The sequence below is a fragment of the Flavobacterium cutihirudinis genome, from assembly GCF_003385895.1.
In the GTDB taxonomy this organism is placed as follows: Bacteria; Bacteroidota; Bacteroidia; order Flavobacteriales; family Flavobacteriaceae; genus Flavobacterium; species Flavobacterium cutihirudinis.
Map to the genome: position 1 here is coordinate 120,705 of NZ_QRDQ01000007.1, position 25,218 is coordinate 145,922.

At 33.0% G+C, this 25,218-nt stretch carries 28 protein-coding genes and 1 pseudogene; 7 read left to right on the forward strand and 22 right to left on the reverse strand.

Annotated elements, in window-relative coordinates; translation table 11 throughout:
* Nucleotides 1-236 precede the first annotated feature (236 nt).
* The 15 genes from BD847_RS00510 to trmD form a co-directional block, all read right to left on the reverse strand.
* Nucleotides 237-1,181 (reverse strand): alpha/beta fold hydrolase, encoded by a 945-nt coding sequence (locus BD847_RS00510; protein WP_115886321.1) that lies wholly within the window; start codon nt 1,179-1,181, stop codon nt 237-239.
* A 77-nt stretch (nt 1,182-1,258) separates the two neighbouring features.
* Entirely contained in the window at nt 1,259-1,495 is a 237-nt protein-coding gene (locus BD847_RS00515; RefSeq protein ID WP_115886322.1) for a uroporphyrinogen decarboxylase, read from the reverse strand.
* A 91-nt stretch (nt 1,496-1,586) separates the two neighbouring features.
* Nucleotides 1,587-1,889, reverse strand: coding sequence for a type II toxin-antitoxin system RelE/ParE family toxin (locus BD847_RS00520; protein ID WP_115886323.1), 303 nt, complete (start codon nt 1,887-1,889; stop codon nt 1,587-1,589).
* On the reverse strand, nt 1,874-2,104 hold the full coding sequence (locus BD847_RS00525; protein ID WP_115886324.1) for a hypothetical protein: 231 nt from the start codon (nt 2,102-2,104) through the stop codon (nt 1,874-1,876). Before BD847_RS00525 ends, BD847_RS00520 begins: the two co-directional genes overlap by 16 nt.
* Nucleotides 2,105-2,162: 58 nt before the next feature.
* Nucleotides 2,163-3,107, reverse strand: coding sequence for a 23S rRNA (adenine(1618)-N(6))-methyltransferase RlmF (rlmF, locus tag BD847_RS00530; protein ID WP_115887299.1), 945 nt, complete (start codon nt 3,105-3,107; stop codon nt 2,163-2,165).
* A 169-nt stretch (nt 3,108-3,276) separates the two neighbouring features.
* Complete coding sequence (locus BD847_RS00535) at nt 3,277-3,939, reverse strand: thiamine diphosphokinase (RefSeq protein WP_115886325.1); 663 nt, start codon at nt 3,937-3,939, stop codon at nt 3,277-3,279.
* A gap of 91 nt (nt 3,940-4,030) precedes the next feature.
* A complete protein-coding gene (locus tag BD847_RS00540; RefSeq protein ID WP_115886326.1) occupies nt 4,031-4,474 on the reverse strand; it encodes a DinB family protein in 444 nt (147 codons plus the stop codon).
* A gap of 12 nt (nt 4,475-4,486) precedes the next feature.
* On the reverse strand, nt 4,487-5,065 hold the full coding sequence (locus BD847_RS00545; RefSeq protein ID WP_115886327.1) for a hypothetical protein: 579 nt from the start codon (nt 5,063-5,065) through the stop codon (nt 4,487-4,489).
* A gap of 20 nt (nt 5,066-5,085) precedes the next feature.
* Nucleotides 5,086-5,568 (reverse strand): GyrI-like domain-containing protein, encoded by a 483-nt coding sequence (locus BD847_RS00550; RefSeq protein WP_115886328.1) that lies wholly within the window; start codon nt 5,566-5,568, stop codon nt 5,086-5,088.
* A gap of 9 nt (nt 5,569-5,577) precedes the next feature.
* Complete coding sequence (locus BD847_RS00555) at nt 5,578-6,399, reverse strand: DUF4249 family protein (RefSeq protein ID WP_115886329.1); 822 nt, start codon at nt 6,397-6,399, stop codon at nt 5,578-5,580.
* 33 nt (nt 6,400-6,432) lie between these two features.
* Entirely contained in the window at nt 6,433-8,814 is a 2,382-nt protein-coding gene (locus tag BD847_RS00560) for a TonB-dependent receptor (protein WP_115887300.1), read from the reverse strand.
* 142 nt (nt 8,815-8,956) lie between these two features.
* On the reverse strand, nt 8,957-11,179 hold the full coding sequence (locus tag BD847_RS00565) for an NADP-dependent isocitrate dehydrogenase (protein WP_115886330.1): 2,223 nt from the start codon (nt 11,177-11,179) through the stop codon (nt 8,957-8,959).
* Between the two features lie 282 nt (nt 11,180-11,461).
* Nucleotides 11,462-11,812, reverse strand: coding sequence for a 50S ribosomal protein L19 (gene rplS / locus BD847_RS00570; protein ID WP_035649165.1), 351 nt, complete (start codon nt 11,810-11,812; stop codon nt 11,462-11,464).
* Nucleotides 11,813-11,973: 161 nt separating this feature from the next.
* The gene (locus BD847_RS00575) at nt 11,974-12,345 is read right to left on the reverse strand and encodes a hypothetical protein (protein ID WP_115886331.1); all 372 of its coding nucleotides are present in this window, start codon (nt 12,343-12,345) and stop codon (nt 11,974-11,976) included.
* A 91-nt stretch (nt 12,346-12,436) separates the two neighbouring features.
* The gene (gene trmD, locus BD847_RS00580) at nt 12,437-13,114 is read right to left on the reverse strand and encodes a tRNA (guanosine(37)-N1)-methyltransferase TrmD (RefSeq protein ID WP_115886332.1); all 678 of its coding nucleotides are present in this window, start codon (nt 13,112-13,114) and stop codon (nt 12,437-12,439) included.
* A 663-nt stretch (nt 13,115-13,777) separates the two neighbouring features.
* Between trmD and tnpA the strand changes: the two are divergent.
* The 6 genes and pseudogenes from tnpA (at nt 13,778) to BD847_RS00610 (ending at nt 18,258) form a co-directional block, all read left to right on the forward strand.
* Nucleotides 13,778-14,239 (forward strand): annotated as a pseudogene (gene tnpA, locus BD847_RS00585) (IS200/IS605 family transposase).
* A 92-nt stretch (nt 14,240-14,331) separates the two neighbouring features.
* On the forward strand, nt 14,332-15,231 hold the full coding sequence (locus BD847_RS00590; protein WP_115886333.1) for a Zn-dependent protease: 900 nt from the start codon (nt 14,332-14,334) through the stop codon (nt 15,229-15,231).
* Between the two features lie 2 nt (nt 15,232-15,233).
* A complete protein-coding gene (locus tag BD847_RS00595; RefSeq protein ID WP_115886334.1) occupies nt 15,234-15,575 on the forward strand; it encodes a cupin domain-containing protein in 342 nt (113 codons plus the stop codon).
* A 133-nt stretch (nt 15,576-15,708) separates the two neighbouring features.
* Nucleotides 15,709-16,851: an MFS transporter gene (locus BD847_RS00600; protein WP_244201536.1), complete on the forward strand. Its 1,143-nt coding sequence runs from the start codon at nt 15,709-15,711 to the stop codon at nt 16,849-16,851.
* A 67-nt stretch (nt 16,852-16,918) separates the two neighbouring features.
* On the forward strand, nt 16,919-17,851 hold the full coding sequence (locus BD847_RS00605; RefSeq protein WP_115886336.1) for a peptidylprolyl isomerase: 933 nt from the start codon (nt 16,919-16,921) through the stop codon (nt 17,849-17,851).
* Between the two features lie 98 nt (nt 17,852-17,949).
* Complete coding sequence (locus tag BD847_RS00610; RefSeq protein WP_115886337.1) at nt 17,950-18,258, forward strand: c-type cytochrome; 309 nt, start codon at nt 17,950-17,952, stop codon at nt 18,256-18,258.
* A 110-nt stretch (nt 18,259-18,368) separates the two neighbouring features.
* On the opposite strand, the gene BD847_RS00615 is transcribed toward BD847_RS00610, so the two are convergent.
* The 3 genes from BD847_RS00615 to BD847_RS00625 form a co-directional block, all read right to left on the reverse strand.
* A complete protein-coding gene (locus BD847_RS00615; protein WP_115886338.1) occupies nt 18,369-18,764 on the reverse strand; it encodes a GreA/GreB family elongation factor in 396 nt (131 codons plus the stop codon).
* Between the two features lie 378 nt (nt 18,765-19,142).
* A complete protein-coding gene (locus tag BD847_RS00620; protein ID WP_115886339.1) occupies nt 19,143-19,697 on the reverse strand; it encodes a thioredoxin family protein in 555 nt (184 codons plus the stop codon).
* A gap of 193 nt (nt 19,698-19,890) precedes the next feature.
* A complete protein-coding gene (locus BD847_RS00625; RefSeq protein WP_115886340.1) occupies nt 19,891-20,784 on the reverse strand; it encodes an alpha/beta fold hydrolase in 894 nt (297 codons plus the stop codon).
* A gap of 127 nt (nt 20,785-20,911) precedes the next feature.
* Here BD847_RS00625 and BD847_RS00630 point away from each other — a divergent pair, with 127 nt between their 5' ends.
* Complete coding sequence (locus BD847_RS00630) at nt 20,912-21,247, forward strand: tRNA-binding protein (RefSeq protein ID WP_115886341.1); 336 nt, start codon at nt 20,912-20,914, stop codon at nt 21,245-21,247.
* 91 nt (nt 21,248-21,338) lie between these two features.
* Here BD847_RS00630 and BD847_RS00635 read toward each other — a convergent pair whose 3' ends face one another.
* From BD847_RS00635 to BD847_RS00650, 4 genes are all read right to left on the reverse strand, one after another.
* Complete coding sequence (locus tag BD847_RS00635; RefSeq protein WP_115886342.1) at nt 21,339-21,884, reverse strand: RBBP9/YdeN family alpha/beta hydrolase; 546 nt, start codon at nt 21,882-21,884, stop codon at nt 21,339-21,341.
* A gap of 21 nt (nt 21,885-21,905) precedes the next feature.
* Nucleotides 21,906-22,736, reverse strand: a complete 831-nt coding sequence (locus BD847_RS00640) for an alpha/beta hydrolase (protein ID WP_115886343.1) — start codon at nt 22,734-22,736, stop codon at nt 21,906-21,908.
* Nucleotides 22,737-22,903: 167 nt separating this feature from the next.
* Nucleotides 22,904-23,272: a PUR family DNA/RNA-binding protein gene (locus BD847_RS00645; RefSeq protein WP_115886344.1), complete on the reverse strand. Its 369-nt coding sequence runs from the start codon at nt 23,270-23,272 to the stop codon at nt 22,904-22,906.
* 69 nt (nt 23,273-23,341) lie between these two features.
* On the reverse strand, nt 23,342-25,120 hold the full coding sequence (locus BD847_RS00650; RefSeq protein ID WP_115886345.1) for an ABC transporter ATP-binding protein: 1,779 nt from the start codon (nt 25,118-25,120) through the stop codon (nt 23,342-23,344).
* Between the last annotated feature and the right edge of the window lie 98 nt (nt 25,121-25,218).

Genomic DNA, 25,218 nt, shown 5'->3' on the forward strand with positions numbered 1-25,218 from the left:
CAAATAAATTTTGTTTTTGACTAATATTAAACTACAAATAAGATATCTCGTAGCGTTTTGATCGATATTTTTCCGGCAGATATTTTCTTCCGACATTAAACTTTTAAATGAATATTCCGCTAGAATCTAATTTTCATCAAATTACTCCGTTAGGAGTTTAATATCGGTAGAAAATATCGGTAGAAAAAAATGTTTTCACACAACAAAATTGTCCCGTAGGGACTACACATTGTACATTATTGTAAAAAATCACTAATCTTATCATTCACAATTTGCGATTGATCTATGGATAAAAAATGCCCCGCATCCTTAATTGTTTCGGTTTTACTGTGAATTAGATGTTTTTTTGCCCGTTCTAAACTGTCTTCCGAATTTATAACATCATGATCGCCAATTAAAACCAATACCGGATTTTGAATCGATTCTAATTCTTTATCTGAAAAAGGTGTCATTTTAAGCATGCTAGAATTAGATTTAGCATATTTATTGGCTAAATAAAATTGTCTGTTATAAATAGAGCTAATTTTTTCCGGATGGGTAGAAAATGTTTTTAATGTTTTGCTGAATTTCTTTTCACTTGGGAAAAGTTTTAAAAGTAAGGCAGAAGATGTTTTTCTGGGTTTATCGATAAATTTAAAGGTTTGTGCTGGACTTAGCAGTACAATTTTATCAATTGAATTGTTTTTTTGAACCGCTAATAATGTTGCAATCCAGCCTCCGCGTGAAGCGCCGACAATATCAAATTTCTTTAATTTATAATGATTGAAAATTTCGTTATAGCAAACCACAATATCTTCAGATGAAAGCGATTTTGCTGTTAAAGTAGATTTATTGGGTTCCATCAAAAAATCGATGGCATAAATGCGATGATTTTTGGCTAAAGTTTTAATGTTTGGATACCACATCGTAGAACTGGCGTCCATACCGTGAAGTAGCACAAGATCTTTTCCGCTTTTTGGCCCTGCAATAATAACGTGAGCGATCCCAAAAGTGGTTTTTACATCTTCTTCTGTGTATGGAATTTCATAAAGCTTTAAAGCTTTATCGTAAGAAGCAATGTAATTTTGTTTGTCGCTTTTGGTTTTAAAAACATAATCTTCAAATTTGGTTTCTTTTGAAGATCCGCAACCAGCAAGTAGTATAATAAGGAATAAACCAACGAACGTTTTTGAAGTACTCATAAAATTCAATTTAATTTAAAGGTACAACAATCTAATTTCGAAGAAGTTTCAAAATTTTTATCTAAAATATCAAAATTTTAAGATTCAGTACTTTTTGACGTCAGATAATAAATCTGCACAAATGCTAAAATTGCATTAGGGATAATCACGGGCCAAAGCCATTGATTGAAATCTCTATAATCATTTAAAAATACACCATAAATGACAAAGCAGATACAGCCAAACATATTAATGAACCGAATTGCTCTTAGGTTTTTCAATAAAAATCCTCCAACAATAAAAACAGATGCGAGATAACCAACATATTCTGCCATAGTCTTGATATTAAATAGTTTAAATAAATGTAGCAAAACAAAACTATATAATCAAGAGTTGGAGCTTAAAATCAAGAATGCTAAAATGAACTTATAACTTTTTAGGATTTCGACTTGTGTGTCGAATTCTTAGAATGTGAATTTCCTTTAAAGTTATTTTGTATGAGATGCGATAATTATAAATTTCATAAGCGCGGTAATTTATATGATTTGGAATTTTTAATTCATCCAATTCGTATATTTCCCAATTTGTACCTAGAATTGAAACTGAGTTATAAAGAGAATCAATTATTTTATCCGGAATGTTTTTGCTTTTAGTTTCTTTAAATAAATAGAAGTAAATTTTTTCAAGCTGCCTTAAAGAAGTTTTGGACCAAATTATTTTTTTTTCCATTGTTCTATTTTATTCTTGGCATCATCATGAGAATAAAAATTACCTTTTTCAATATCCTCTTCTGCAACTTTTAGCTCATTATTGTATTGTTCCAAATATTCTTTAGGAGAAGTTTTTCGACTGTCTAAAATCGTTTTTAATGCTGATAAAAAAGTATCATCATCAATCTTTTCGATTTCAGAAATCAGGATATTTTTGAGCTGAAGGGTATTCATAATACTATAATTTACTCGAAGTTACAAAACAAAATTTAATATGAAGACTTAATAATTCTTAAAGTTTCCATGATTTTTGTTGTACTTCACTTAAAAAAGACCAAGCCACGATACGACTGTTTTTTTGCCCTTGCGACATTTCAATTGTTTTTACTGAAACGGCATTTACTTTTTTTAATATTTTGTAAATAGAAGAAAGATTTTCGTGTTTTGAAACCAAAGTTGTAAACCACAAACATTGTGAGGTGTATTTTGCACTTTCGTAAATCATTTGTGTAACAAATCCAATTTCGCCGCCGTTGCACCATAATTCAGCATTATGACCGCCAAAATTCAGAACAGGATTTGTGCTTCTCTTTTCTTTTAGATTGGAAACTTTTCTTGAAGCGCTTTTGTTCGCTTCTTCTGCGGAAGCATGAAAAGGAGGATTGCACATCGTAAAAGTGAATCGGTCTTCGGGAATAATAATGTTTTTGAAAATAAAACGAGATTCAGTTTGTTGTTGTAAACTAATCGCATCAATTAATTTCGGATTGTTTTCAATAATTTTACTGCAGTTTTCAATTGCTTTTTTGTCGATATCCGTACCAACAAAACTCCAATTGTAAATAGCGTTTCCTAAAATTGGATAAATGAGATTGGCACCAGTACCGATATCTAATCCTAAAACAGAATTTCCTTGCGGAATTTGATTGTTGTTGCTTTCAGCTAATAAATCGGCGATGTAATGAATATAGTCTGCTCTTCCAGGGATTGGCGGGCAAAGATAATTTTTCGGAATATCCCAGTTTTGAATATCATAATAGGTCTGCAATAAAGCTTTATTTAAAGCCTTTACAGCAAGTGGATTACTGAAATCAATGGTTTCGATTCCGTATTTGTTTATAGAAACAAACGCTTTTAATTCGGGACAATTTTTAATAAGAAGTTCAAAATCATATCGTGAGCGATGCAGATTTCTTGGATGTAAATTGTCTTTTTGTGAATTATCGTTTGCTTTCATTTTCATAGATTTCGTGCAAAGATAGGTATTCCTTTATTAGAAAAGTTCATTATGAAACCGATTGCCCTAGCCCTGATGGGAGCGGCATCCTTTTGTGGCGGGGTTCGCCGCAAAAGATATAGCGGACAGCAGGTATCAGCTCCTAATTTTTTAACTTCTTAGAATGACATTAATCAAAACATTCCATCAATAAAAGATCACCTTGAAGATGTGAGATTGTTACAAGTCCGTCTTGTTCAACAGAATTACTACTTCCTGTTCTGTAACCCATTGTGAGCGTATCGTTTTGTAATTCGTATTTCAAATTGGTGGAATAAATTCCGTTTACAACACCAATTGGAATAAGTGAAATTGGCGTTTTTGCCGTATACCATTTTTCGAATTTCGTTGGCAGTAAGAATATTTTTGAGTGATCGTCAAGAATAACAATTTTCAGTAAATTGCGATAACGAACAATATTAGTAAGGTTTGTAATAGTGTGATCGGCGCGTCTTCCGGTTGCCCAAACTACATTTACGGCCGGAATTTTTCTTTCGATTAAATAATCAAATGCTTTTTCTAAATCTGTTTTATTTTGATCTGGCGTATGAATAATTTCTATTGGATATTGTGAAGTTTTATAGATTTCTGGATCAAAACCACGGTCAAAATCTCCCAAAAGCACATCGACTTTTATGCCTAATTCAATAACACGTTCAATTGCAGAATCAAGAACTACAACAAGTGGCGACCATTCTAGCAATTGCCCTAATAATTCGGGATTGCAGGCCGCGCCATTGGCAATTATTAAAGCAGGTTCCTGATCGTCGCGAACTATATGGTGTGATGACATGTGAGTTTTTTTGAATGTATTGCAAAGAAAGAGATTTTTGATTTCTGATTAACGATTTTTGATCTTAGAATTTTTAAATAAATCGAAAATCTTAAATAATGAGTCTTCGATGATAATTAATTTGTCCTAAATGATAGGCCAAATGTGTTGAGAGATGAATAAGAAAAAAGCCGGTTGTCATTTCTTTTTCAAAAACTATTTGGGGATAAATCGCTTCTAAATCAGTTTCAGTTAAAGAATCAAGTGCATTATTTACAATAATAATTGTTTCTTCAATTTTATTGATTAGTTCTTTTTTAGGTATATCTTTTAAAGAAAATTCTAAAGGACGGTTTCGGATATAACCTGTTTTTCCAATTTCTGCTCCAATATAAGTGTTGAGATTTCCAATTAAATGCAGACAAAGATTTCCTGCCGAATTGGAGATATTTTTATCAATTTTCCAAATCTGACTTTCGTTTTGGTAGGATTCGATTTCGAGTTTTAATTTATTGAGATCTCGATTATAAAGTGATTTTAGCGTTTCAATCAGCATAATGTTTTTTTATTAACGATATAAAAAGAACAAACAAAGCAATGTAATTATTGTACCTGCGAGTGAGGCTAAAAAAACAAAAGTATTATCGCGTGTTTGCTTTGTTATTAGTTTAATTGTTTGGTAGCAAATAAAGTACACTCCAATTATAGGAAAGTATACAATTTTCCCAAAAAGAGAAAGAATTAAAATATAAAATATTAAACTAAGAATAATTCCAACTGCCATTCCAGCTAAACTTCCATAAATTGTTTTCTGATTGATTGTTCTGTCTGTCAAAATTGCTAGATGTTCATTAAACTTTAGTTCAATCAATTCATTTAATTCATCATGATTTAAGACGTCAGATTTTATAAATTGCTTTATGAAATCCAAGTCAGAATAATCATTGCTCATGGAGTAAACTTCAGCAGTTATTCTATTTATTTCTTTTTTATTAAGTTTATTGAATTCTAAGGTAGATAAAAAAATATCAATTCCACCTCTGTTGTCAATTTCAACAAGAATTTCTTTGCTGGCTTTTCCAGAATAATCCATCATTGTTGTATATGCTTCTTCGAGATCTTCATTTGAATAATTTTTATAATTCATATAAACATGGATTTTTAAGATTAGTCTCTATTTTTTATCGGAATCCAGATTTCTTCTTCAGACGAAGGATCGTCTTTTTTGTATCTTTCATCCATTACAGCAAAATGTGGTCGGTCATCAACTGTATATCCTGATTTTGGCAACCATTCAGCAAAAATTTCATGATAGGTTGTGTGCGCTTCGGTTTGTGATCCTTTATGCAGAAAAACAGCATAAATTCCGGTAGGAATAACCAAAGTTTCCATTTCATCCGGAACAGAATCAAAATCGCGAACTTCTACCGCAGCCCATTTTTGAAAGTCCTGACTTGGATCAAAATTGTCGAAATGATTTTTAGAGAATACTTCCAATGAATATAAAGTATTGTCTGTCATGTTTTTGATTTCCTTTCTTCTTGGCATAAAACCGCTCCATAGCTGAAAGGTTTTGTTTTCCATAAAAGACATTGAAATATGTTTTCCAATAAGTTTTTTCTCGGTAAGTATTTTGATATGGGCTTCCATTTTGCAGTTTTATTGAATAGTATATTTTTTTGTGTCCGTTTCACTAAGAGAAAAATATCCCAAAGGATAATCTGCTTTGTCTTTAGTATTGATAATATTCCCTTTTACAGTTGCAGGAGGAGACTGAAAAGGACCTCCAACATTGCTGCCTGCGATACTTACCAGAATACTCATATAGTTGTAATATTGTTTTGAGATTCCAATGTGGGTTATTTCGATATTATTACCAGGTTCTAAATCATCATCATCAGACTGACTGAAAATTTCATTGCCCTGATAAAACTTATCTTCAGAAACGTAAAAGTTTGCGGTTACTTTATTTGAATAAGTGTATTTAAATAAATAATAATTTTCTTTATCTGCAGGATCAGTATAAAAAGCTTTTACTTCGATGTCTTTTCCAGTGATGCCTCCTTCATTATTCTGCTCAATTCTTGTAATTGGCGCGACAGATTTTAATGTTTCGGTCGCAGTGTAGACAATTCCGTTATTTATTACAGTCAAAGTATAAGTTTCGTCGATTTCCGGTTTGAAATTATTACAAATGTATCGACCGGTTTTTGGAACTTCAATAAAATTGAACTTTTCGTCTTTACTATTTTTTATAAAAATCGTTGCGCCGGAAACAACAGGAATTACGTTCTGAAAGTAACCTGTAGTCGTTGTAAGTTTTATTGTTTGCTGGTTTCCGCTTGTTTCTTTGTGCCAATTAATTGCGGCTTCGATTACTAATTTGGGCGGTGCAGTATCCAGATCAACATCAACAACTTCCTCACAACTGATGAAGAGAATGGAAATGAAAAACGCAATTATGAAGTTTAATTTTTTCATGATGTATCTTTTTTCTTTCTGAGAAATAAATTTTTAAAATTTGAAATTATAACTAACAGCTGGTACAATTCCGAAAATGGAAGTTTTTACTGCTTCATTGGCACCAGTATCCATATTTTGTCTGAAATTTATCGAAGCAGCATTCATTCGATTGTATAAGTTGTAGATGCTAAAAACCCATTCGCCTTTCCAGTTTCTGTCTTTATTGCTTCTTGGTGTTAAAGTGGCAGAGATATCTAAATGATGATATGCGGGTAAGCGATTTTCATTTCTTAATCCGTAACTTGGAACTGTAATGCCTAAATACTCGTATTGTCCGTTAGGATACGTAACTGGCTGTCCGGATTGTAAGGCAAAATTAGCACCAAAAGACCATTTATCATTCAGATTATAGGCAGAAGTAATCGCTAAATTATGGGTTTTATCGTAAGCAGAACTATACCATTGGCCATTATTGATTCCGGTTTCTTCAGGAGTTCTTCCTGGAGTTTGTTGCTCTGATTTCGAAAGTGTATACGAAACCCATCCATTAAAGCGGCCTTCATTTTTCTTAAACATAATTTCAAGACCATAAGAGCGCATCTGCCCATTTAAGATGACTTGTTCAATTGCGTCATTTGCAATCAAATTAGCTCCATCTATGTAATCAAGGCGGTTTTGAATTTCTTTATAATAGGTTTCAACCTCTACAGAATATGCACCATTTTTTATATTTCTAAAATACCCCAGAGCAACCTGATCTGCAATTTGAGGTTTAATATAATTATCACTAGGCGTCCAGACATCCAGCGGAGTAGGAGATGAAGTGTTTGAAATCAATTGCAGATATTGCGCCATTCTGTTATAACTTGCCTTTACAGCCTGATCATCATTCAGCTGATATGAAATTGCAAATCGAGGCTCTAAATTGTTATAATTTTTAATTGATTTATTCTTGCTGTAATATTCGGTTCCAATAGGAGTTGCTTTTTCATAAATTCCCATATCGGTATTAAACAAAACCGGATTGTTGTTTTCGTACAAATTCACAGTTGACGGACCTAAACGATAGAATAAACTATATCGTAACCCGTATGAAACGTTTATTTTTTTTGAAAGCTGACTTTCTGCATCTATATATAAAGAAGGTTCAAAAGCATATTTTTTATCTAACTGATCAGGATTAATCCCTGAGTCTTCACCAGTTGGTTTAATGGTTCCTGGATTAAACTCATAATAAATTCCATTAAGACCATAATTCAGTTTGAGTTTATCAGTAATATAATGTTTAAAGTCGTATTTAATATTGTAATTTTTGATTCCTGAATCCCATTTGAATCCTACGAAATCCAAATCAAGACCGTAATAATAATCACTATAGATTAAAGATAAATTCGAGAATAATTTATCTGAATACAAATGATTCCAACGAAGATTTAAAGTCGAATTTCCGTAAATGTTGGTAAAGCTTTTATTTAAACTGAAGACATCGCGTCCAAAATAACCTGAAAGATATAAGCTGTTATTGTCGTTTAGTTTGTAACTTAATTTAGCATTCAAATCATAAAAATAAGCCGAATTATCTTTTTGGTCTTCAGATAATTTTAAAAATAAATGCGCATACGAAGCTCTTCCGCCAATTAAAAACGAGCCTTTATCTTTTACCAAAGGACCTTCAGCTAAAAGACGGCTTGAGATTAATCCAATTCCGCCATTCATATGAAAATTTTTACTGCTTCCGTCCTTTTGATAGATATCTAAAACGGAAGAAGCTCTTCCGCCAAAGCGTGCCGGAATACCGCCTTTGTATAATTTTAAATCTTTGATAGCGTCAGGATTAAACACGGAGAAAAAACCAAAAACATGCGAAGAATTAAATATGGTAGCTTCGTCTAACAAGATTAAATTCTGATCAGCGCCACCGCCTCGTACATTGAATCCCGATGCGCCTTCGCCGGCATTCGTTACACCCGGAAGAAGCAAAATAGATTTTAAAACATCTACTTCACCCAATACAACGGGCATTTTTTTTATGGTTGCAATTGATAGTTTGTTGGTACTCATTTCAGGCGATTTGATATTAATTCGGCCTTTTTTATCTGTAATAACAACTTCCTGAAGTTCTTCGCCGCCTTCGTTAATTGCAAAATTACTTTTTGTGTTTTGATTTAAGGAAATAGTTTGCTGGATGGTTTGATATCCAACATAACTAATTTCGATTTGATGTTCGCCTTGAGGAATTGTTAAGGAATAAAAACCGTATTCATTTGTGGTGGTGCCGATTTTCAAGGCCGGAATATAAATGTTAACGCCAATTAAGGTTTCATTGTTTTTGGAGTCTTTAACGATACCGCTTAATGTGAATTTTTCCTGAGCAAAAGAGGTAAATGTGCTGAAAATAATAAGTAGAAGTAAACTGATTTTTTTTGCAATCATCGTTTTGGTTTTGATATACATAGATAATAATTCTTACTAAATATTATTACGAAACTATTGTTAAACATTAGTTAAGATAAAAAAAGGACAACTTTTTGAGTTGTCCTTTTTATAATTGTTTTTCGAAAAGCAATGTTTTCGACTATTTTATTTTAGCAATAATAGCATTGAATGTTTCGCTAGGACGCATTGCTTTGCTTACTAATTCTGGAGTTGGTTGGTAGTATCCTCCAAGAGTTTGAGGTTTTCCTTGTGCACCAATTAGTTCAGCATCGATTTTAGCTTCGTTAGCTTCAAATTCAGCAGCGATTGGAGTGAAGATCGCTTTTAATTCAGCATCTTTATTTTGAGCAGCCAAAGCCTGAGCCCAATAGAAAGCTAAGTAAAAGTGAGATCCACGGTTGTCAATCTGACCAACTTTACGTGCTGGAGATTTGTCATTTGCCAAGAATTTATCGTTAGCTTGATCTAAAGTTTCAGATAAAACAATTGCTTTAGAATTGTCTAAAGTTTGTCCTAAATGCTCTAAAGAAGCACCAAGAGCTAAAAATTCTCCTAATGAATCCCAACGTAAGTAACCTTCTTCTGTAAATTGCTCAACGTGTTTAGGAGCAGATCCTCCAGCACCAGTTTCGAACAATCCACCACCGTTCATTAAAGGAACGATAGATAACATTTTAGCAGAAGTTCCTAATTCTAAAATTGGGAATAAATCTGTTAAGTAATCACGTAAAACGTTTCCTGTTACAGAAATAGTATCTAAACCTTTGATGATTCTGTCTAAAGTAAATTCAGTTGCAGCGATTGGGTTTAAAATACGGATATCTAAGTTTGTAGTATCGTAATCTTTAAGATATTTTTGAACTTTAGCGATTAATTCTCTATCGTGCGCTCTGTTTTCGTCTAACCAGAAAACAGCCGGCGTGCTAGATAAACGAGCTCTGTTTACAGCCAATTTAACCCAGTCCTGAATAGGAGCGTCTTTTGCCTGACACATTCTGAAAATATCATTAGTTTCAACGTTTTGTTCCATTAAAACAGTTCCGTTTGCATCGACAACACGAACAACACCGTCAGCTTTCATTTGGAAAGTTTTATCGTGAGATCCGTATTCTTCTGCTTTTTGAGCCATTAATCCAACGTTTGGAACACTTCCCATTGTTTTTGGATCAAAAGCACCATGTTTTTTACAGAAGTCGATTGTTGCAGTATAAACTCCAGCGTAAGAACGGTCTGGAATAACTGCGATTGTATCTTGTTGTTTTCCTTCTTTGTTGTACATCTGTCCAGAAGTACGGATCATTGCTGGCATAGAAGCATCAACAATTACGTCAGAAGGAACGTGTAAGTTTGTAATTCCTTTATCAGAATTAACCATTGCAAGAGCTGGTCCGTTTTCGATAGCTTTAGTAATATCAGCTTCAACTTCAGCTTGCTCAGGTCTTCCAGCGATTTTTGCATAGATATCACCTAAACCATTTCTAGTGTCGATGTTTAATTCAGCAAATAAAGCCTCATATTTTTTGAAAAGATCAGCAAAATATACTTCAACGATAGCGCCAAAGATAATTGGATCTGAAACTTTCATCATTGTAGCTTTTAAGTGCACAGAAAGTAAAACTCCTGCAGCTTTAGCTTCAGCAATTGCTTCAGCAGCAAAAGATTTTAATGTTTTAACGCTTAAAACAGCACTGTCAATAATTTCTCCAGCTTTTAGCGGCGTACTTGCTTTTAGAACAGTTGTTGTGCCGTCTTTAGCAACGAATTCGATTTTTACATCATTAGCTTCAGCAACAGTAAGTGATTTTTCACTTCCGTAGAAATCACCGTTTGGCATAGAAGCCACTTTAGTTTTTGAGTCAGCAGACCAAGCACCCATAGAATGCGGATTTGCTTTTGCAAAGTTTTTAACGGCTCTTGGAGCTCTACGATCTGAGTTTCCTTCACGTAAAACCGGGTTTACGGCAGAACCTAAAACTTTTGCATATTTTGCTTTAATTTCTTTTTCAGCATCCGTTTGAGGATCTTCTGGGAAATTAGGAACATTGTATCCGTGAGATTGTAATTCAGCGATAGCTGCTTTTAATTGTGGTACAGATGCAGAAACGTTTGGCAATTTGATGATGTTAGCTTCAGGTTTTGTAGCTAGTTGGCCAAGTTCAGCAAGAGCATCTCCTGTTTTTTGAGCATCTGTCAATGATTCAGGAAAGTTTGATAAAATTCTTCCTGCTAGAGAGATGTCTCTGGTTTCAATAGCGATACCTGCTGTAGAAGTAAACGCCTGCACAATTGGTAACAACGAATAAGTCGCTAATAATGGCGCCTCATCAGTTAAGGTGTAAAAAATTTTTGAATTCTGTGTCATTTTTTTTTTTTTTTTATAAGCGTGTCGTCAAAGGATGACGATATGAAAAGTATAGTCGGCTCAAAACGAGCGGAGCAAATATAATAAAAACAGTCCGAAATCGGTGTAGTTTTGTTTAGAAATGGAGGATTTAGCAGATTGTTATTTCGTGCTTGTTAAATTGTCAAATCGATGATTTTGATATTAAAAAATTACGGTTTTGATATTGACTGAAATAAAGGCATAAAAAAAACTCGTTTCAAGCAATATGAAACGAGTTTTTTATAACAGATTGATAAATGATTATCTTCTTTTATCTTTAATCTTAGCTTTTTTACCAGTAAGTTCTCTGAAGTAGAAAATTCTAGCTCTACGTACAGCACCTTTCTTGTTGATTTCAATTTTTTGTAAAGCTGGTAAGTTTACTGGGAAGATACGCTCAACTCCAATAGCTCCAGACATTTTACGGATTGTAAAAGTTTCTGTGTTACCAGAACCTCTTCTTTGAATAACAACTCCTTTAAAAAACTGAGTTCTTGTTTTTTCACCCTCTTTAATTTCGTAGAAAACTGTGATAGTATCTCCAGCTCCAAATACAGGGAAATCTTTTTTAGCAACGAATTCGTTTTGAACGAACTTTAATAAATCTGCCATGATAATTTTATTATTATAGTTTTATATAGAGTAACATTCACGGATCTCGCCAGAGGTTAGTCTAATTCGGGTGCAAATGTAAAAAATAATTATAAATTATGAATTATAAATTGTAAATTATTTTTTAAGTCTTGGTTTTAATGTAAAATGCTAATTTTTAATTAGATAACTAACTTGGCTAATTTTACTTTCCGTTTCACGGAATTTATGTTTTTATCCGTTTTTTTCTTCACATCTGAGTATTTGTCAGCTCCTAAAGAGGAGGCCAGGCTTTTGTCTCTCTTGTCAAACAAATTGTCTATTTGACTGTCTCGTTCCTTTTTAGAGAGATTTTTTTTATCGAGATCTGTCAATCCAGCAACAAGATCGGCATTAGCCTTGTCATATGCATTTTTTTGTTTGTTGTCTAAAGAAACTCCTTGCGTTGCTCCTAATGCCGCAGTTAGTGTTTTTTTGTTGAAACCTTGTGCAAAACCTGCCGAAGAAATTAATAATGCCAAGCAGAAAGTCAATTTTAAGATTACTTCTTTCATAAATTTATTTTTTGAATTAATTATAAAATGATTTTAAATAATTGTTTTTCAGTGTGTTAAATGTATGAAAAATACCAAAATTTCACAACTCTTATTCTTCTAGCAAATCGGGACGTCTATTTTTTGTGTGTTCAAACGCTTTGTCTTCGCGCCATTTATCAATTTTGGCAGCATGACCGCTGGTTAAGACTTCTGGAACTTTCCATCCTTTATAATCTGCGGGTCTTGTATATATCGGCCCAGAAAGCAAATTATCCTGAAAACTATCTGTCAGAGCAGAGGTTTCGTCACTTAAAACTCCGGGAATTAATCTAATTAAGGCATCAGATAAAACAATAGCGCCTAACTCTCCGCCAGATAAAACATAATCGCCAATAGAAATTTCTTTAGTAATAAAATGATCTCTTACTCTTTGGTCAACACCTTTATAATGTCCGCATAAGATGATTATGTTTTCATACATCGACATTGTGTTGGCCATTTTTTGATTCAGCGTTTCTCCGTCAGGCGACATATAAATAATTTCATCATAATCGCGCTGACTTTTTAAATGTGTAATACAGTCATCAATTGGCTGAATCGTCATTACCATTCCTGCACCGCCACCAAAGGGGTAATCATCAACACTTTTTTGTCTGTTGGTACTGTAGTCACGAAGATTGTGAAAATGTACTTCGACTAAACCTTTGTCAATGGCACGTTTCATAATCGAAGCCTCAAACGGGCTTCTTAATAATTCAGGTAAAAGGGTAATTATGTCAATTCGCATTTTTTCTTCAATAATTTGGGCAAAGATACAAAGTTAAAAATGAAGATGTAAAAATGTGTAGTCCCTACGGGACAAAAAAATATGCGTCAAAATTTTTTCTACCGATATTTTGTTCCTACCGGAACTTTCTTTTTCTACTGATATTTTTTTGTGGAAATTTTTGTTTTGTGGACAAATGGTAAATATGTTTTTTATCAATATTTTTTGTTATAACTCCCTGTATATATAGTCCATACGGGACATTTGAGCTTAGCTCTATCTTTTTTTCTACCGATATTTTGTTCCTACTGGAACTTTTTTTATCGATACTTTTTTCTTGTGGAAATTTTTATTTTGTGGACAAATGGTAAATATTTTTTTTCAATATTTTATTAAAACTCTTTTTATGTGTAGTTCCTACTGGACAAAACAATAAGTGCGAATAAAATATTTCTACCGATATTATTTTCCTACCGGAACTTTCTTTGTAATTCCTTTAATAAGTTCTAAGTAAATTCAATATGATATCCCGTTAGGGATAAAATATCGGTAGAAAAAACACAAGATGTAGGTTCAAATGTCCCGTAGGGACTATACATTATTCGCTAAATAAAAAGAAGGAATATTCTTTCTTTTTTATATATTTGAAAAGAGATAAAAAATAAATTTATCATTAAAATTATTATGGCAAATACCTACACACAAATACATATTCATTTCGGTTTTGCCGTAAAATATAGACAAGCGGTTATACATACAAACTGGAAAAATGATTTATATAAATATATTTCCGGAATTATTAAAAACAATAATCACAAGCTTTTAGCAATCAATGGAGTTTCAGATCATATTCATATTTTAATCGGAACAAGGCCTGCACAATCACTAGCAGAATTAATGAAATGAATAAAGCAAAATTCATCAAAATGGATAAACGAAAATAAATTCACAACCGTTCATTTTGAATGGCAGGAAGGATACGGCGCATTTTCATATAGCAAATCTCAATTAAGTGTAGTTGCTGACTATATAGGGAATCAGGAAATGCACCATGAAAAGAAAACTTTTAAAGAGGAATATATTAACTTTCTTGAAAAATTTGAAGTTGATTATGATGAAAAGTTTATTTTTAAAGAATTAATCTAACGTTTTTTTTATTCTGAAATATTTTATCAAAATAGAAAAAAAATGCCAATGATCGAACCGTCATTTGCATTAAAAAATTCATTACATAATTTATGAAGAAACTTCTCTTTCTGGTATTTGTGATTTTTTGTGGATGTCAATCAGATAAAAAAGAAAACCAGGATTTGAATCCAGTTTTAGATCTTCCTCCAGATCCTTATTTTGTTGATATAAAGGCAAATGATGTAAAACTTGGCGAGCCTGTTTTTGGCGATTGGTTGTATTCTCATAAAGAAAAAGGACAAAGTTTTGAACAATTTTTAAAGACAAAACATATTGTCCCAACTAAAAATGAAAACATTATTTATTTGCAACCACTCGGTCAATTTGATAAAAGGCAAATGAAACAAATTGAATTGGTTCGTCAGTATTTGGAAATATTTTTTCAGTTGAAAACAAAGATTCTGAATCCAATTTCAAATGATATAATTCCAAAACATGCCAGACGAATTGGTGACGTAGGGCAGGAACAATTTTTAGCAGGTTATATTTTGGATAGTATTCTAAAAAAAGAGAAACCTGAAAGAGGAATTGCGCTAATGGCCATAACGGAAAAAGATTTGTATCCAAAACCGGAATGGAATTACGTTTTTGGATTGGCCTCTTACAGAGATAAAATTGCGGTAAGTTCTATGCACCGAATGAAGGATGAAACTAATCCTGATTTAAGTTTATCGAGATTATTGAAAATATGCTCGCATGAAATTGGTCATATGTTTGGACTTCATCATTGTATTGAAGCCAATTGTGTTATGAATGGTACTAATAGTATGTCAGAAACTGATGAACATTCTCTTAGATTATGTTCGCTTTGCCAAAGAAAACTGAACTCCGGTTTTCAATATGATAATATTAGAAGGCTTAAAGAACTTGAAAAGTATTTTAAAGACAATAACTTAGCAGAAGGATTGGAATTAATGAGGAAAGATAGTCAAAGCATTAAAAACAAATAGAGATGGCAACCAGTAAAGAGTTTATAAAAGGAGATGAGATAGAATGGGAAGTAGTTGGAGAAGGAATCAAACGCAAAATTCTGGCTTTTGATGAGAAAGTAATGCTTGTAAATGTTCACTTCGAAAAAGGTGGAATCGGTGTTTTGCATGAACATTATCATTCGCAGGTAACGTATATTGCAAGTGGTAAATTTGATGTAACGATCAGCGGCGTCACGCAAACATTAAAAGAAGGAGATAGTTTCTATATTCCGCCTCACGCTATTCATGGCGTTGTTTGCCTCGAAACCGGAATGCTTACTGATGTTTTTAGTCCTATTCGTGAGGACTTTTTGAAACCCTAAATACAACAGAATTGATGCAAAAATGCTTTGTTCTGAACTTCATTTTGAAAAATTTATAGATTTTTTAAAGTTTTGCTAAAGATTAGATTGGTATTTTTGCACCATGAATTTATCAAAAACTAATGTACTGTTTATGGCAGTTTGCACTGGTCTTATAGTTGCAAATCTTTATTACTGCCAGCCTTTGATTGTTTTAATTGCCAACGAATTTAAAATTCCTGAAGCGAATGCCGGAACAATAACTTATCTGACTCAGGCAGGTTACGCGATTGGATTATTTTTTATGGTGCCACTTGGCGATAAAATTGAACGAAAAAGGCAAATTTTAATGACAACTTTTGCATCAGTAATTGCTTTGTTGATTGCTGCAACGGCAAAAAGCTTTTTTATTCTTCAAGCCGCTTCATTATTAATCGGAATTACCTCGATTGTACCGCAGCTTATTCTGCCTTTGGCCGCTTCTTTAAGCACGCCGGAACAGCGAGGAAAAGTCATAGGAACAATTATGAGCGGGCTTTTAGTAGGGATTTTGCTTTCCAGAACTTTAAGCGGATTTATTGGTCAGGTTTTAGGATGGAGATCCATGTTTTATATCGCGGCCGGAATTTGTCTTTTGATCTTTTTTGTTATTCAGAATAAATTTCCGGTAAATAAACCGCAGTTTCAGGGAACTTACGGTCAGCTTATTCAATCCCTTTTTACACTTATAAAAACGCAACCGGTTTTGCGTGAAGCCACTATGATTAATGTTTTCAGTTTTGCTCAGTTTGGCGCATTCTGGACAACGATGGTTTTGCTGCTTTCGGGCGAACCGTTTCATTTTAATAGTGCAACAATTGGTTTGTTTGGAATTGTAGGTGCTTCCGGAGCTTTGGCGGCGCCTTTGGTTGGGAAAATTGGAGACAAAGGAAATTCAAGAATTGCAGTTGGTTATGGCTGCTTACTGATTTTAATAAGCTTTTTGATTTTTTATTTTTCAATTGAAAGTGTAATAGGAATTGCAATCGGAATTGTATTTATCGATATAGGAATTCAAGGTGTTCACATTTCGAATCAAACCAGAGTTTATTCATTATTGCCCGAAGCAAGAAATAGATTAAATACGGTTTTTATGTCGTTCAGCTTTTTAGGAACAGCAGCCGGATCTGCATACGGATTATTGTTGTGGAAATTGGGCGGATGGCACGCTGTAGCAATTGGCTGTATGGTTTTATCTTTACTTGCTTTAGCGGTTTACGGAATTACTTATAAATCAATCCCGAAACGTCGGGACTAAATAACAAAACCGCAAATTCATTAAAAAATTAATTTGTAAATTTGCGTTGAAATTAAAAATAACAACAATGGAAAACGGAATATACGCTAAATTCAACACTAGCAAAGGTTCGATTTTAGTAAAATTGACTCACGATTTAACACCTGGAACTGTAGGGAACTTTGTAGCTCTTGCAGAAGGTAATATGGAAAATAAAGTAAAACCTCAAGGACAAAAATTCTATGACGGATTAAACTTTCACAGAGTAATCGCTGATTTTATGATTCAGGGAGGATGTCCAAAAGGAACTGGAACTGGAGATCCTGGATATAAATTTGATGACGAATTTCACCCAACTTTAAAACACGATCGTCCGGGAGTTTTATCTATGGCAAATTCTGGACCTGGAAGTAATGGTTCTCAATTTTTCATCACTCACGTTCCAACTCCTTGGTTAGATGGTAAACATAGTGTTTTTGGATATGTTGTTGAAGGACAAGATATCGTTGATGCTGTTGCTCAAGGTGATAACTTAGATTCAGTAGAAATTATCAGAGTTGGTGAGGAAGCTCAGAAATTTAATGCTATCGAAGCTTTCATTGGTTTAAAAGGTGCTCGTCTAAAAAGAGAAGCAGCTTTAAAAGCAGAATCTGAAGCAAAAATGGAACAATTAGCTGCTGGTTTTGATAAAACTGAAAGTGGTTTACGTTATAAAATGATTCAAAAAGGGGAAGGTAAAAGAGCTGAAGCAGGAAAAACAGTTTCTGTTCACTACGAAGGTTCTTTAGAAAACGGAAAAGTTTTTGATTCTTCTTACCCGAGAAAAAAACCAATCGAATTCAAATTAGGAATTGGACAGGTTATCGAAGGATGGGATGAAGGTATCGCTTTATTGCAAGTTGGAGACAAAGCTCGTTTTGTAATTCCATCTGATTTAGCATACGGACCATCAGGTGCTGGAGGTGTTATCCCACCAAACGCAACTTTGATTTTTGATGTTGAATTAATGGACGTTAAATAAGAATTTAGAAGCAATTTAGTATTGTTTTAAATAGTAATCCCACATGCCACGGCATGTGGGATTTTTTTATATTTACTTAATAAAAAAAAACACGAGCAATGAAATCAAAAATTTTAACACTAGCCGCTATAGGATTATTTTTAGTTTCGTGCGGTACAAAAAAAGCACCAGCTGCACCAGCAACACCACCTGTTGCTGAAACTGTAAAAACAGTAGAACTAACTCCGGAACTTGCCGAAGGTAAAAGCTTATATGAAAATAACTGTGCAAGATGTCACAAATTAAAGGACCCTAAGAAATATACTAAGGAAGAATGGGGGCCAATTTTAGTAAAAATGCAGAAAAAAGCGAAGTTAGATGATGTTAAAATGGCTTCGATTACAAACTATATTCATTCGCAATTGTAATTTGCTCTTGAAGAAAAAAAAGAAAAATGATTCAATAATTTAATTGAATCGTTTTTCTTTTTTAAACAGATATAAAAAAACACCTTCATATAAATGAGGTGTTTAAAAAGTTATGAAGTATGTACTTCAGAATTGTCAACAGCAACTATTTTTAAAGTTTTAATTCCAGCTGGTAATTCCCAATCAACCTGATCGTTTTCTTTAAAACCAATAATTGCGACACTTAGAGGCGCTAGAATTGAAATTTTTGATTGCTTTAAGTCGGCAGATGAAGGTAAAACAATTTGTATTTTCATTTGTTTTTGTGCCTTGACATCTTCAATAGTTACCGTAGAATTTATACGGATCACTGAAGGATCTAATTCACTTTCTTTACTGATAACGGCGCGATCCAGTTCCTGAGAAAGCTGATTCGCTTCTTTTGTATTTGTTGAATTTTTACTTTTTAAAATCAATTCTCTTAAAAATTGATAATCTGATTTCGTGAAAGAAGGTATTGGTTTCATATCTGTTTGTTTTAATATTTTTTTGAATGATTTTTCTTCTTTTGTAATTTAAAGCATAAGCTGTTGCAAGCCTTTTTAAGGTTCAATTTTCAAATTGCTTTAAATAAGGAAAAACAAAAAAATACCTGACCAAAATTGATTTTGTCAAATAATTGAATGTTTTAATGTGGTATAAATCCTCCGCCTGAAAGAAGAAATGAAATAGACGGAGGCCTAATGAATAAAGGCCTTACTATGTGACACAAATACAGCAGTCATTGGTCTTCTTGTTAAAGAAAACAGCAAAAATGAAACTGTAATTATTGTTATAGTGCTCACAATGAGTGTTGTTGAATTTAGCTTACAAAGATAAGAAAACTTTTTTAATGCGAAAAAGCTTTATTTCCATTTGATATTACAGCCGATACTAGGTTTCTGAATATCGCTTAGAGTTCGGTTGTAAATTAAGGCATCAATGGCACTTCTTAAATCGCTTCCGCTTAGCGGAATTCCATTTCCGGGTCTTGAATCGTCTAATTGACCTCTGTAAAATAATTTGTTTTGGCTGTCAAACAAAAAGAAATCCGGTGTACAAGCTGCGTCATAGGCTTTCGCAATTTCCTGACTTTCGTCAAATAGATACGGAAAATCAATTTTGTTTTGAAATGCAAATTCAGTCATTTTTTCTGGTGAATCTTCAGGATATTTTTCAATATCATTACTTGAAATAGCGACAATTCCCAATCCCTGAACGCGATAATCGTTTGCAATCATTACGATTTCTCTAATAACATGAAGCACAAAAGGACAATGATTACACATAAAAATGACAAGCGTTCCTTTTGAACCTTTCAAATCTTCAAAGGAATAGCTGTTGTTTGAATTGGTATCTTTTAAATAAAATTCAGGAGCAATCGTTCCAAGCGGAATCATATTTGAAGGAGTTCGTGCCATTTTTACAGATAATTTATTCTCAAAAATAGCTTTAAATTTCTGTAAATAAAAGGGCACAAGAAAGAATTCTTATGCTGTTTAATTTTTTTAGCTACTCCCGATAGCTATCGGGATTCACAGATCAAAATGATTATTAAATTTTATACTGATTTCAACTTTATAAAATCATTTTAATCTGTGGCTAAACCTATTTTTATGAATTCAAAAATTCAAGTAAATCTTTATTTAATTTGTCTTTTTCAGTGTAAAAAAGCCCGTGTGGAGCGCCTTCGTAAACAATGAAAGTATTGTTTTCTATTGCTTTTGCTGTTTTTTCTGAACTGATTTCAATAGGAACATTTTTATCGTCAGTTCCATGAATTATTAAAGTTGGAACTTTGATAGTATGAAGTTCATCTCTAAAATCGGTGTTGTTTAACGATTCGGCACATTGTAAAGTTGCTCTTGGAGAAGCCACTGAACACAAATTTCTGTAATATTCTAATAATGGTGTACTTAAAGGTTTGTTGATGATGTTTACACCAAAGAATATTTTACCAAAATTATCCAAAAAACCAATTCTGTCTTCTCTAATTGCCGCAGCACTAGATTCTCCTTTTTCTTTTGGACGTCCTTCAGGATTGTCTTCCGTTTTTGCTAAAAATGGAATAATTGACGAAATTAGAGCTGCTTTAGTAACGCCTTTTCCTTGATGTCTGCTGAAATATCGAACAACTTCGCCACCTCCCATAGAAAAACCAACTAAAGTCACGTCTTCTAATTGCAGTTGCTCAATAATTTCGCTTAAATCATCTGTCAAAGTATCATAATCATAACCATCCCAAGGTTGAGATGATTTACCAAAACCACGACGGTCATAAGCAATTACTCTGTAATTATTCTGAACCAAAAATTCTGTTTGATACTCCCACATTTCGTTAGAAAGCGGCCATCCGTGAATTAAAATTACCGGTTTTCCTTTTCCGTAATCTCTTACGTAAAGTTTTACATTTTTTGCTGTTTCAATATATTTATCACTATTCGATTTGTTGACTTCATAATCAAAATCTTTAAGAGAAATTCCGGGACTTATTAAATTATTTTCCATTTTATATGTTTTTACTGTTAGTTTAAAAAGATGATGAGTAAAATTAATTGAAGTCCTAAAAAAGGGGTTATAGAATTAGTTAGATTAGTTACAAAATTTATAGGTTTGTAAATAAACAATTTTAGAAATGGATTTAACCTGGAATGAATTTGAAAGAACCGATATGCGAGTAGGAACTATTGTTGAGGTAAATGATTTTCCTGAAGCAAGAAAACCGGCTTTTCAATTAACAATAGATTTTGGTTCCGAAATCGGAATCCGAAAATCATCGGCGCAAATTACAAAGCGTTATAAAAAAGAAGATTTGGTAAACAGACAAATCGTTGCCGTTGTAAATTTTCCGAAAAAACAAATCGGGAAATTTATGAGCGAATGTCTGGTTCTTGGCGCTGTAGGCGAGGAGGGAGATGTTATTTTATTAGCACCGGATTTTAAGATTGAAAATGGACTGCGTATAGGATAGTTTTTAGTCGCAGTCTCAGTGTTCAGTCTCAGTGTCGGTATTAAGTCCCAGTTCAAAACTGCAAACTGCGACTGAATACTGCGACTGTAAACTAAGAAATCTTCTCAATCAACTGATTCAAAATCACTTGTCCTTCTTCCCAGTATTTTAAATCGGAATCAGAATTGATGTGTCCTTGTTGGCCAACGTTCACAAAATCACTTCCCCATTTTTCTGCAAAATATTGTTTTCTTTCGAAAGAAGCATAAGGATCATTTTCGCTAGCGACAACAATTGATGGAAATGGTAATTTATAAAGCGGCATTGGTGAAAAATTCCGGATAATATCCGGAGTATGTTCTGGTGAGTCAACATCTGCAGGAGCGACCAATAAAGCACCAATAATATTTTTGTTCGAATTGTTTTCTGCCCAATGCAATACTAAAGAAACCGCAAGACTATGCGCAACTAAAATTGTTGGATTTTCTAGTTTGTCAACTTCTTCGTTTAAGCGGGAAATCCAATCTTCGCGAACAGGTTCGTCCCAATTGTCCTGAACCAAACGAATTGAGTTTTTAAATTTTTCATGCCAAAAGGTTTGCCAATGTTTATCTCCGGAATTTCCTAATCCGGGTAAAATCAATAACTGTGTGTCCATTGCCGTGGATTTTTATTGTGTTTATTTTTTAGTTTGTTTCTCTTTTAAAATTCGGTTTACCTCATTTACCAGAAGTGGAAAACCCGGTTCAGTCATTCCGTGACCGTAACCATCTAATTCATAAAGTTTAGTTTCTGTATGACCAACAAGTTTCATCATTCTTGCCATATAAGCATTTTCTTCATATCGACCGAGCATTTCCATTTCGCGATCTCCGGTAATTAATAAAAGTGGAGGTGCATCTGCGCGAACATGAAATAAAGGCGCTAAACTATCTATTGTTGGCTGTTTTTCTGGAATTCCGTTTTGTTTTCTAATTTCAAAATGTGTAATACATTGTCCGCTAAACGGAATTAATCCAGCTATTTTATTGGCATCAATTCCTTCTTTTTGGAGCCATTTTTTATCTAAACCAATCATCATTCCCAAATATCCTCCAGCCGAATGTCCAGAGACGAAAATCTGAGAAGAATCACCGCCATAATTGCTGATATTATTAAAAGCCCAACTTACCGCCGCTGCTGCATCTTCAATCGCTTTTTCGGCTTTTACTTTCGGCGAAAGCCTATAATTAACGCCAATAATTGCAAAGCCTTTATTCTTTAAAGCTTCCGGAATTTCTTTGTTTCCTCCGGTCAATCCGCCACCGTGAAACCAGACAATTGTTGCGAAATTTTTGCTGTTTTTGGGATAATAAATATCTAAAACGCATCTTTCGTTTATATAACTGTCAGATTTGTTTGTCGCTGAATTATAGTATTGAATATTGGATTTGGTTTCGTATTCTGTTTTTTGAGAAAATGAAGAAATGCTAATAAATAGAAAACAAAGTAAAAGGGCTAATTTGTTCATTTTTGAATGTTTTATAGATTTATTTTCAGAATCTAAAATCTGACCCTAAGGCTTCTTGACTAAAATCTAAAATTTTACCTCGACTAAAATTATAGAATTTAAATGTATAAAAAAAGTCCAAAATGCTAAACAAATTGGACTTGTACTTTCTAAAAAGTTATTTGGGACTAAATATCGTCAAAATCAATATCTGTAAAACTAGATCTTTGTCCTTCAGTTTTCTCAGAACTGTATTCTTTTTTAAAATCTTTTTGGTGTCTTTCAGAAATTACTTCTTCGCCTTTGTGGTTCAAGACATATGAAGTCATTTCTTCTAGTATTTCGGCAAAAGCACTAAAATCTTCTTTGTACAAGTAAATTTTGTGTTTTTTAAAATGAAAAGAACCATCTTCTTCAGTAAATTTTTTACTTTCGGTAATTGTGATGTAATAATCGTCAGCTTTTGTAGCTCTCACATCAAAGAAATAAGTTCTTCTTCCTGCGCGTAATACTTTAGAAAAAATCTCTTCTTTTTCTAACATGTCATTTTCTCTCATAATACGTTCTATCATTTTTTGGAATTAATAGTAATCAAAAATCATAAAAAATTATCTATTACACAACAATTAAAGTAATTCTTTTTCCGAAAGTTGTTTTAAATATAACGACGAATAGTAACCTTCCTGATTTATTAATTGATTATGAGAACCTTGTTGAATAATCTTACCATCTTCTAAAATGATAATTTTATCGGCATTTTTAGCTGATGAAACTCGGTGACTTACAATTATTGTAGTTTTATTTTTACAAATTTCAAATAAATTATTTAAGATCGTTTCTTCTGTTTCAGTATCGACTGCAGAAAGACAATCATCAAAAAGTAAAATCGCCGGATTTTTAATTATAGCACGAGCAATTGATACACGTTGTTTTTGTCCGCCCGATAAAGTGATACCTCTTTCACCTAAAACGGTATCATATTGTTTATTAAAAGCGATGATATTATCGTGAACTACAGCGTTTTTTGCTGCTTCCATAACTTCTTCATCGGTCGCATTTTGATTTCCAAATTTGATGTTGTTTTTAATAGTATCTGAAAATAAGAAAGCATCTTGTGGTACAATTCCAATGTTGTTTCTCAAATCATTTAGATTCAAAGTGCTTATTTCGTTTTGGTCAATCGTAATTCTTCCTTCCGTAACATCATACAATCGGGAAATCAAAGATAATATAGTCGATTTACCAGATCCGGTTTTACCTAAAATGGCTAATGTTTCTCCGTTTTTAACAGTAAATGTTACATTCTTTAATGCCTCAATATTGGTGTCTTCGTATGTAAAACTCACATTTTCGAAAGCAATTGATCCTTGAATTTCCGATGAATTTGGATTGTTGTTTTTGATTTCCGGTTCAATTTTTAAAAACTCATTCAAACGTTTTTGCGAAGCTTCGGCTTCCTGAACCATCGATGAAACCCAGCCTAAAGAAGCTACAGGCCACGTAAGCATATTCACGTACAAAATAAATTCGGCGATTGTTCCAATATTCGGAATGCTTCCATTAATGTACATTACTCCTCCAAAATAAATCACAACCAAATTGCTAATTCCGATTAAGGCGATCATTAAAGGACCAAATAAAGATTGAACTTTGGCTAAATCCAGACTTTTGCGCTTGCTTTCATCAGCAAGATCAATCATGTTGTTTTGGTGCTGATTTTCTAATGAATATGCTTTTATAACTCGAATTCCAGAGAAAATTTCCTGAGTAAAACTTGAAACTTTAGATAAATATTGCTGAAACGTTGTGCTTCGTTTATTGATTTCTGAACTCAGTTTGAAAATACAATACGATAAAATAGGCAGTGGCAAAATCGTATATAAAGTCAGCAAAGGCGAAACATTATACATATATATAATAACGATAGCAAAACGAATAAATGTATTGATCGTGTACATAACTGCCGGCCCAACGTACATCCTGACTTTTGAAACGTCTTCGCTAATTCTGTTCATTAAATCTCCCGTACGATTTTGTTTGTAGAAATTCTGCGAAAGCATTTCATATTGTTTGAAAACCTCATTTTTCAAATCAAATTCAATGTGACGTGACATTACAATTAAAGTCTGACGCATTAAAAAGGTTAAAAAACCAGCTACAATTGCACTTCCGATGATTAGTAATACATTATGAATCAGGTCTTGTTTGTAAAAATCCCTGATAATAGAAGAATTTTGATCGGCTTCTGATAGTTTTAGAAAGCGCTCAATAACATCAAAAGAATGACTCACCAATTTTGGAGTAAATAAAAAGAATATTTGTGCGATTATGGTGATTAAAATTCCGAATGAGAAACTGAATTTATATTTGATGAAATATTTGTTTAAATAGCTTAATTCTTTCATTTTTTTAAGAAATGTGGTATTGAATTGATTTAAAATTATGAATTATAATTAATTAAAATTATAATAAATTGCAATTTAATCAAAACAATTATATTGTA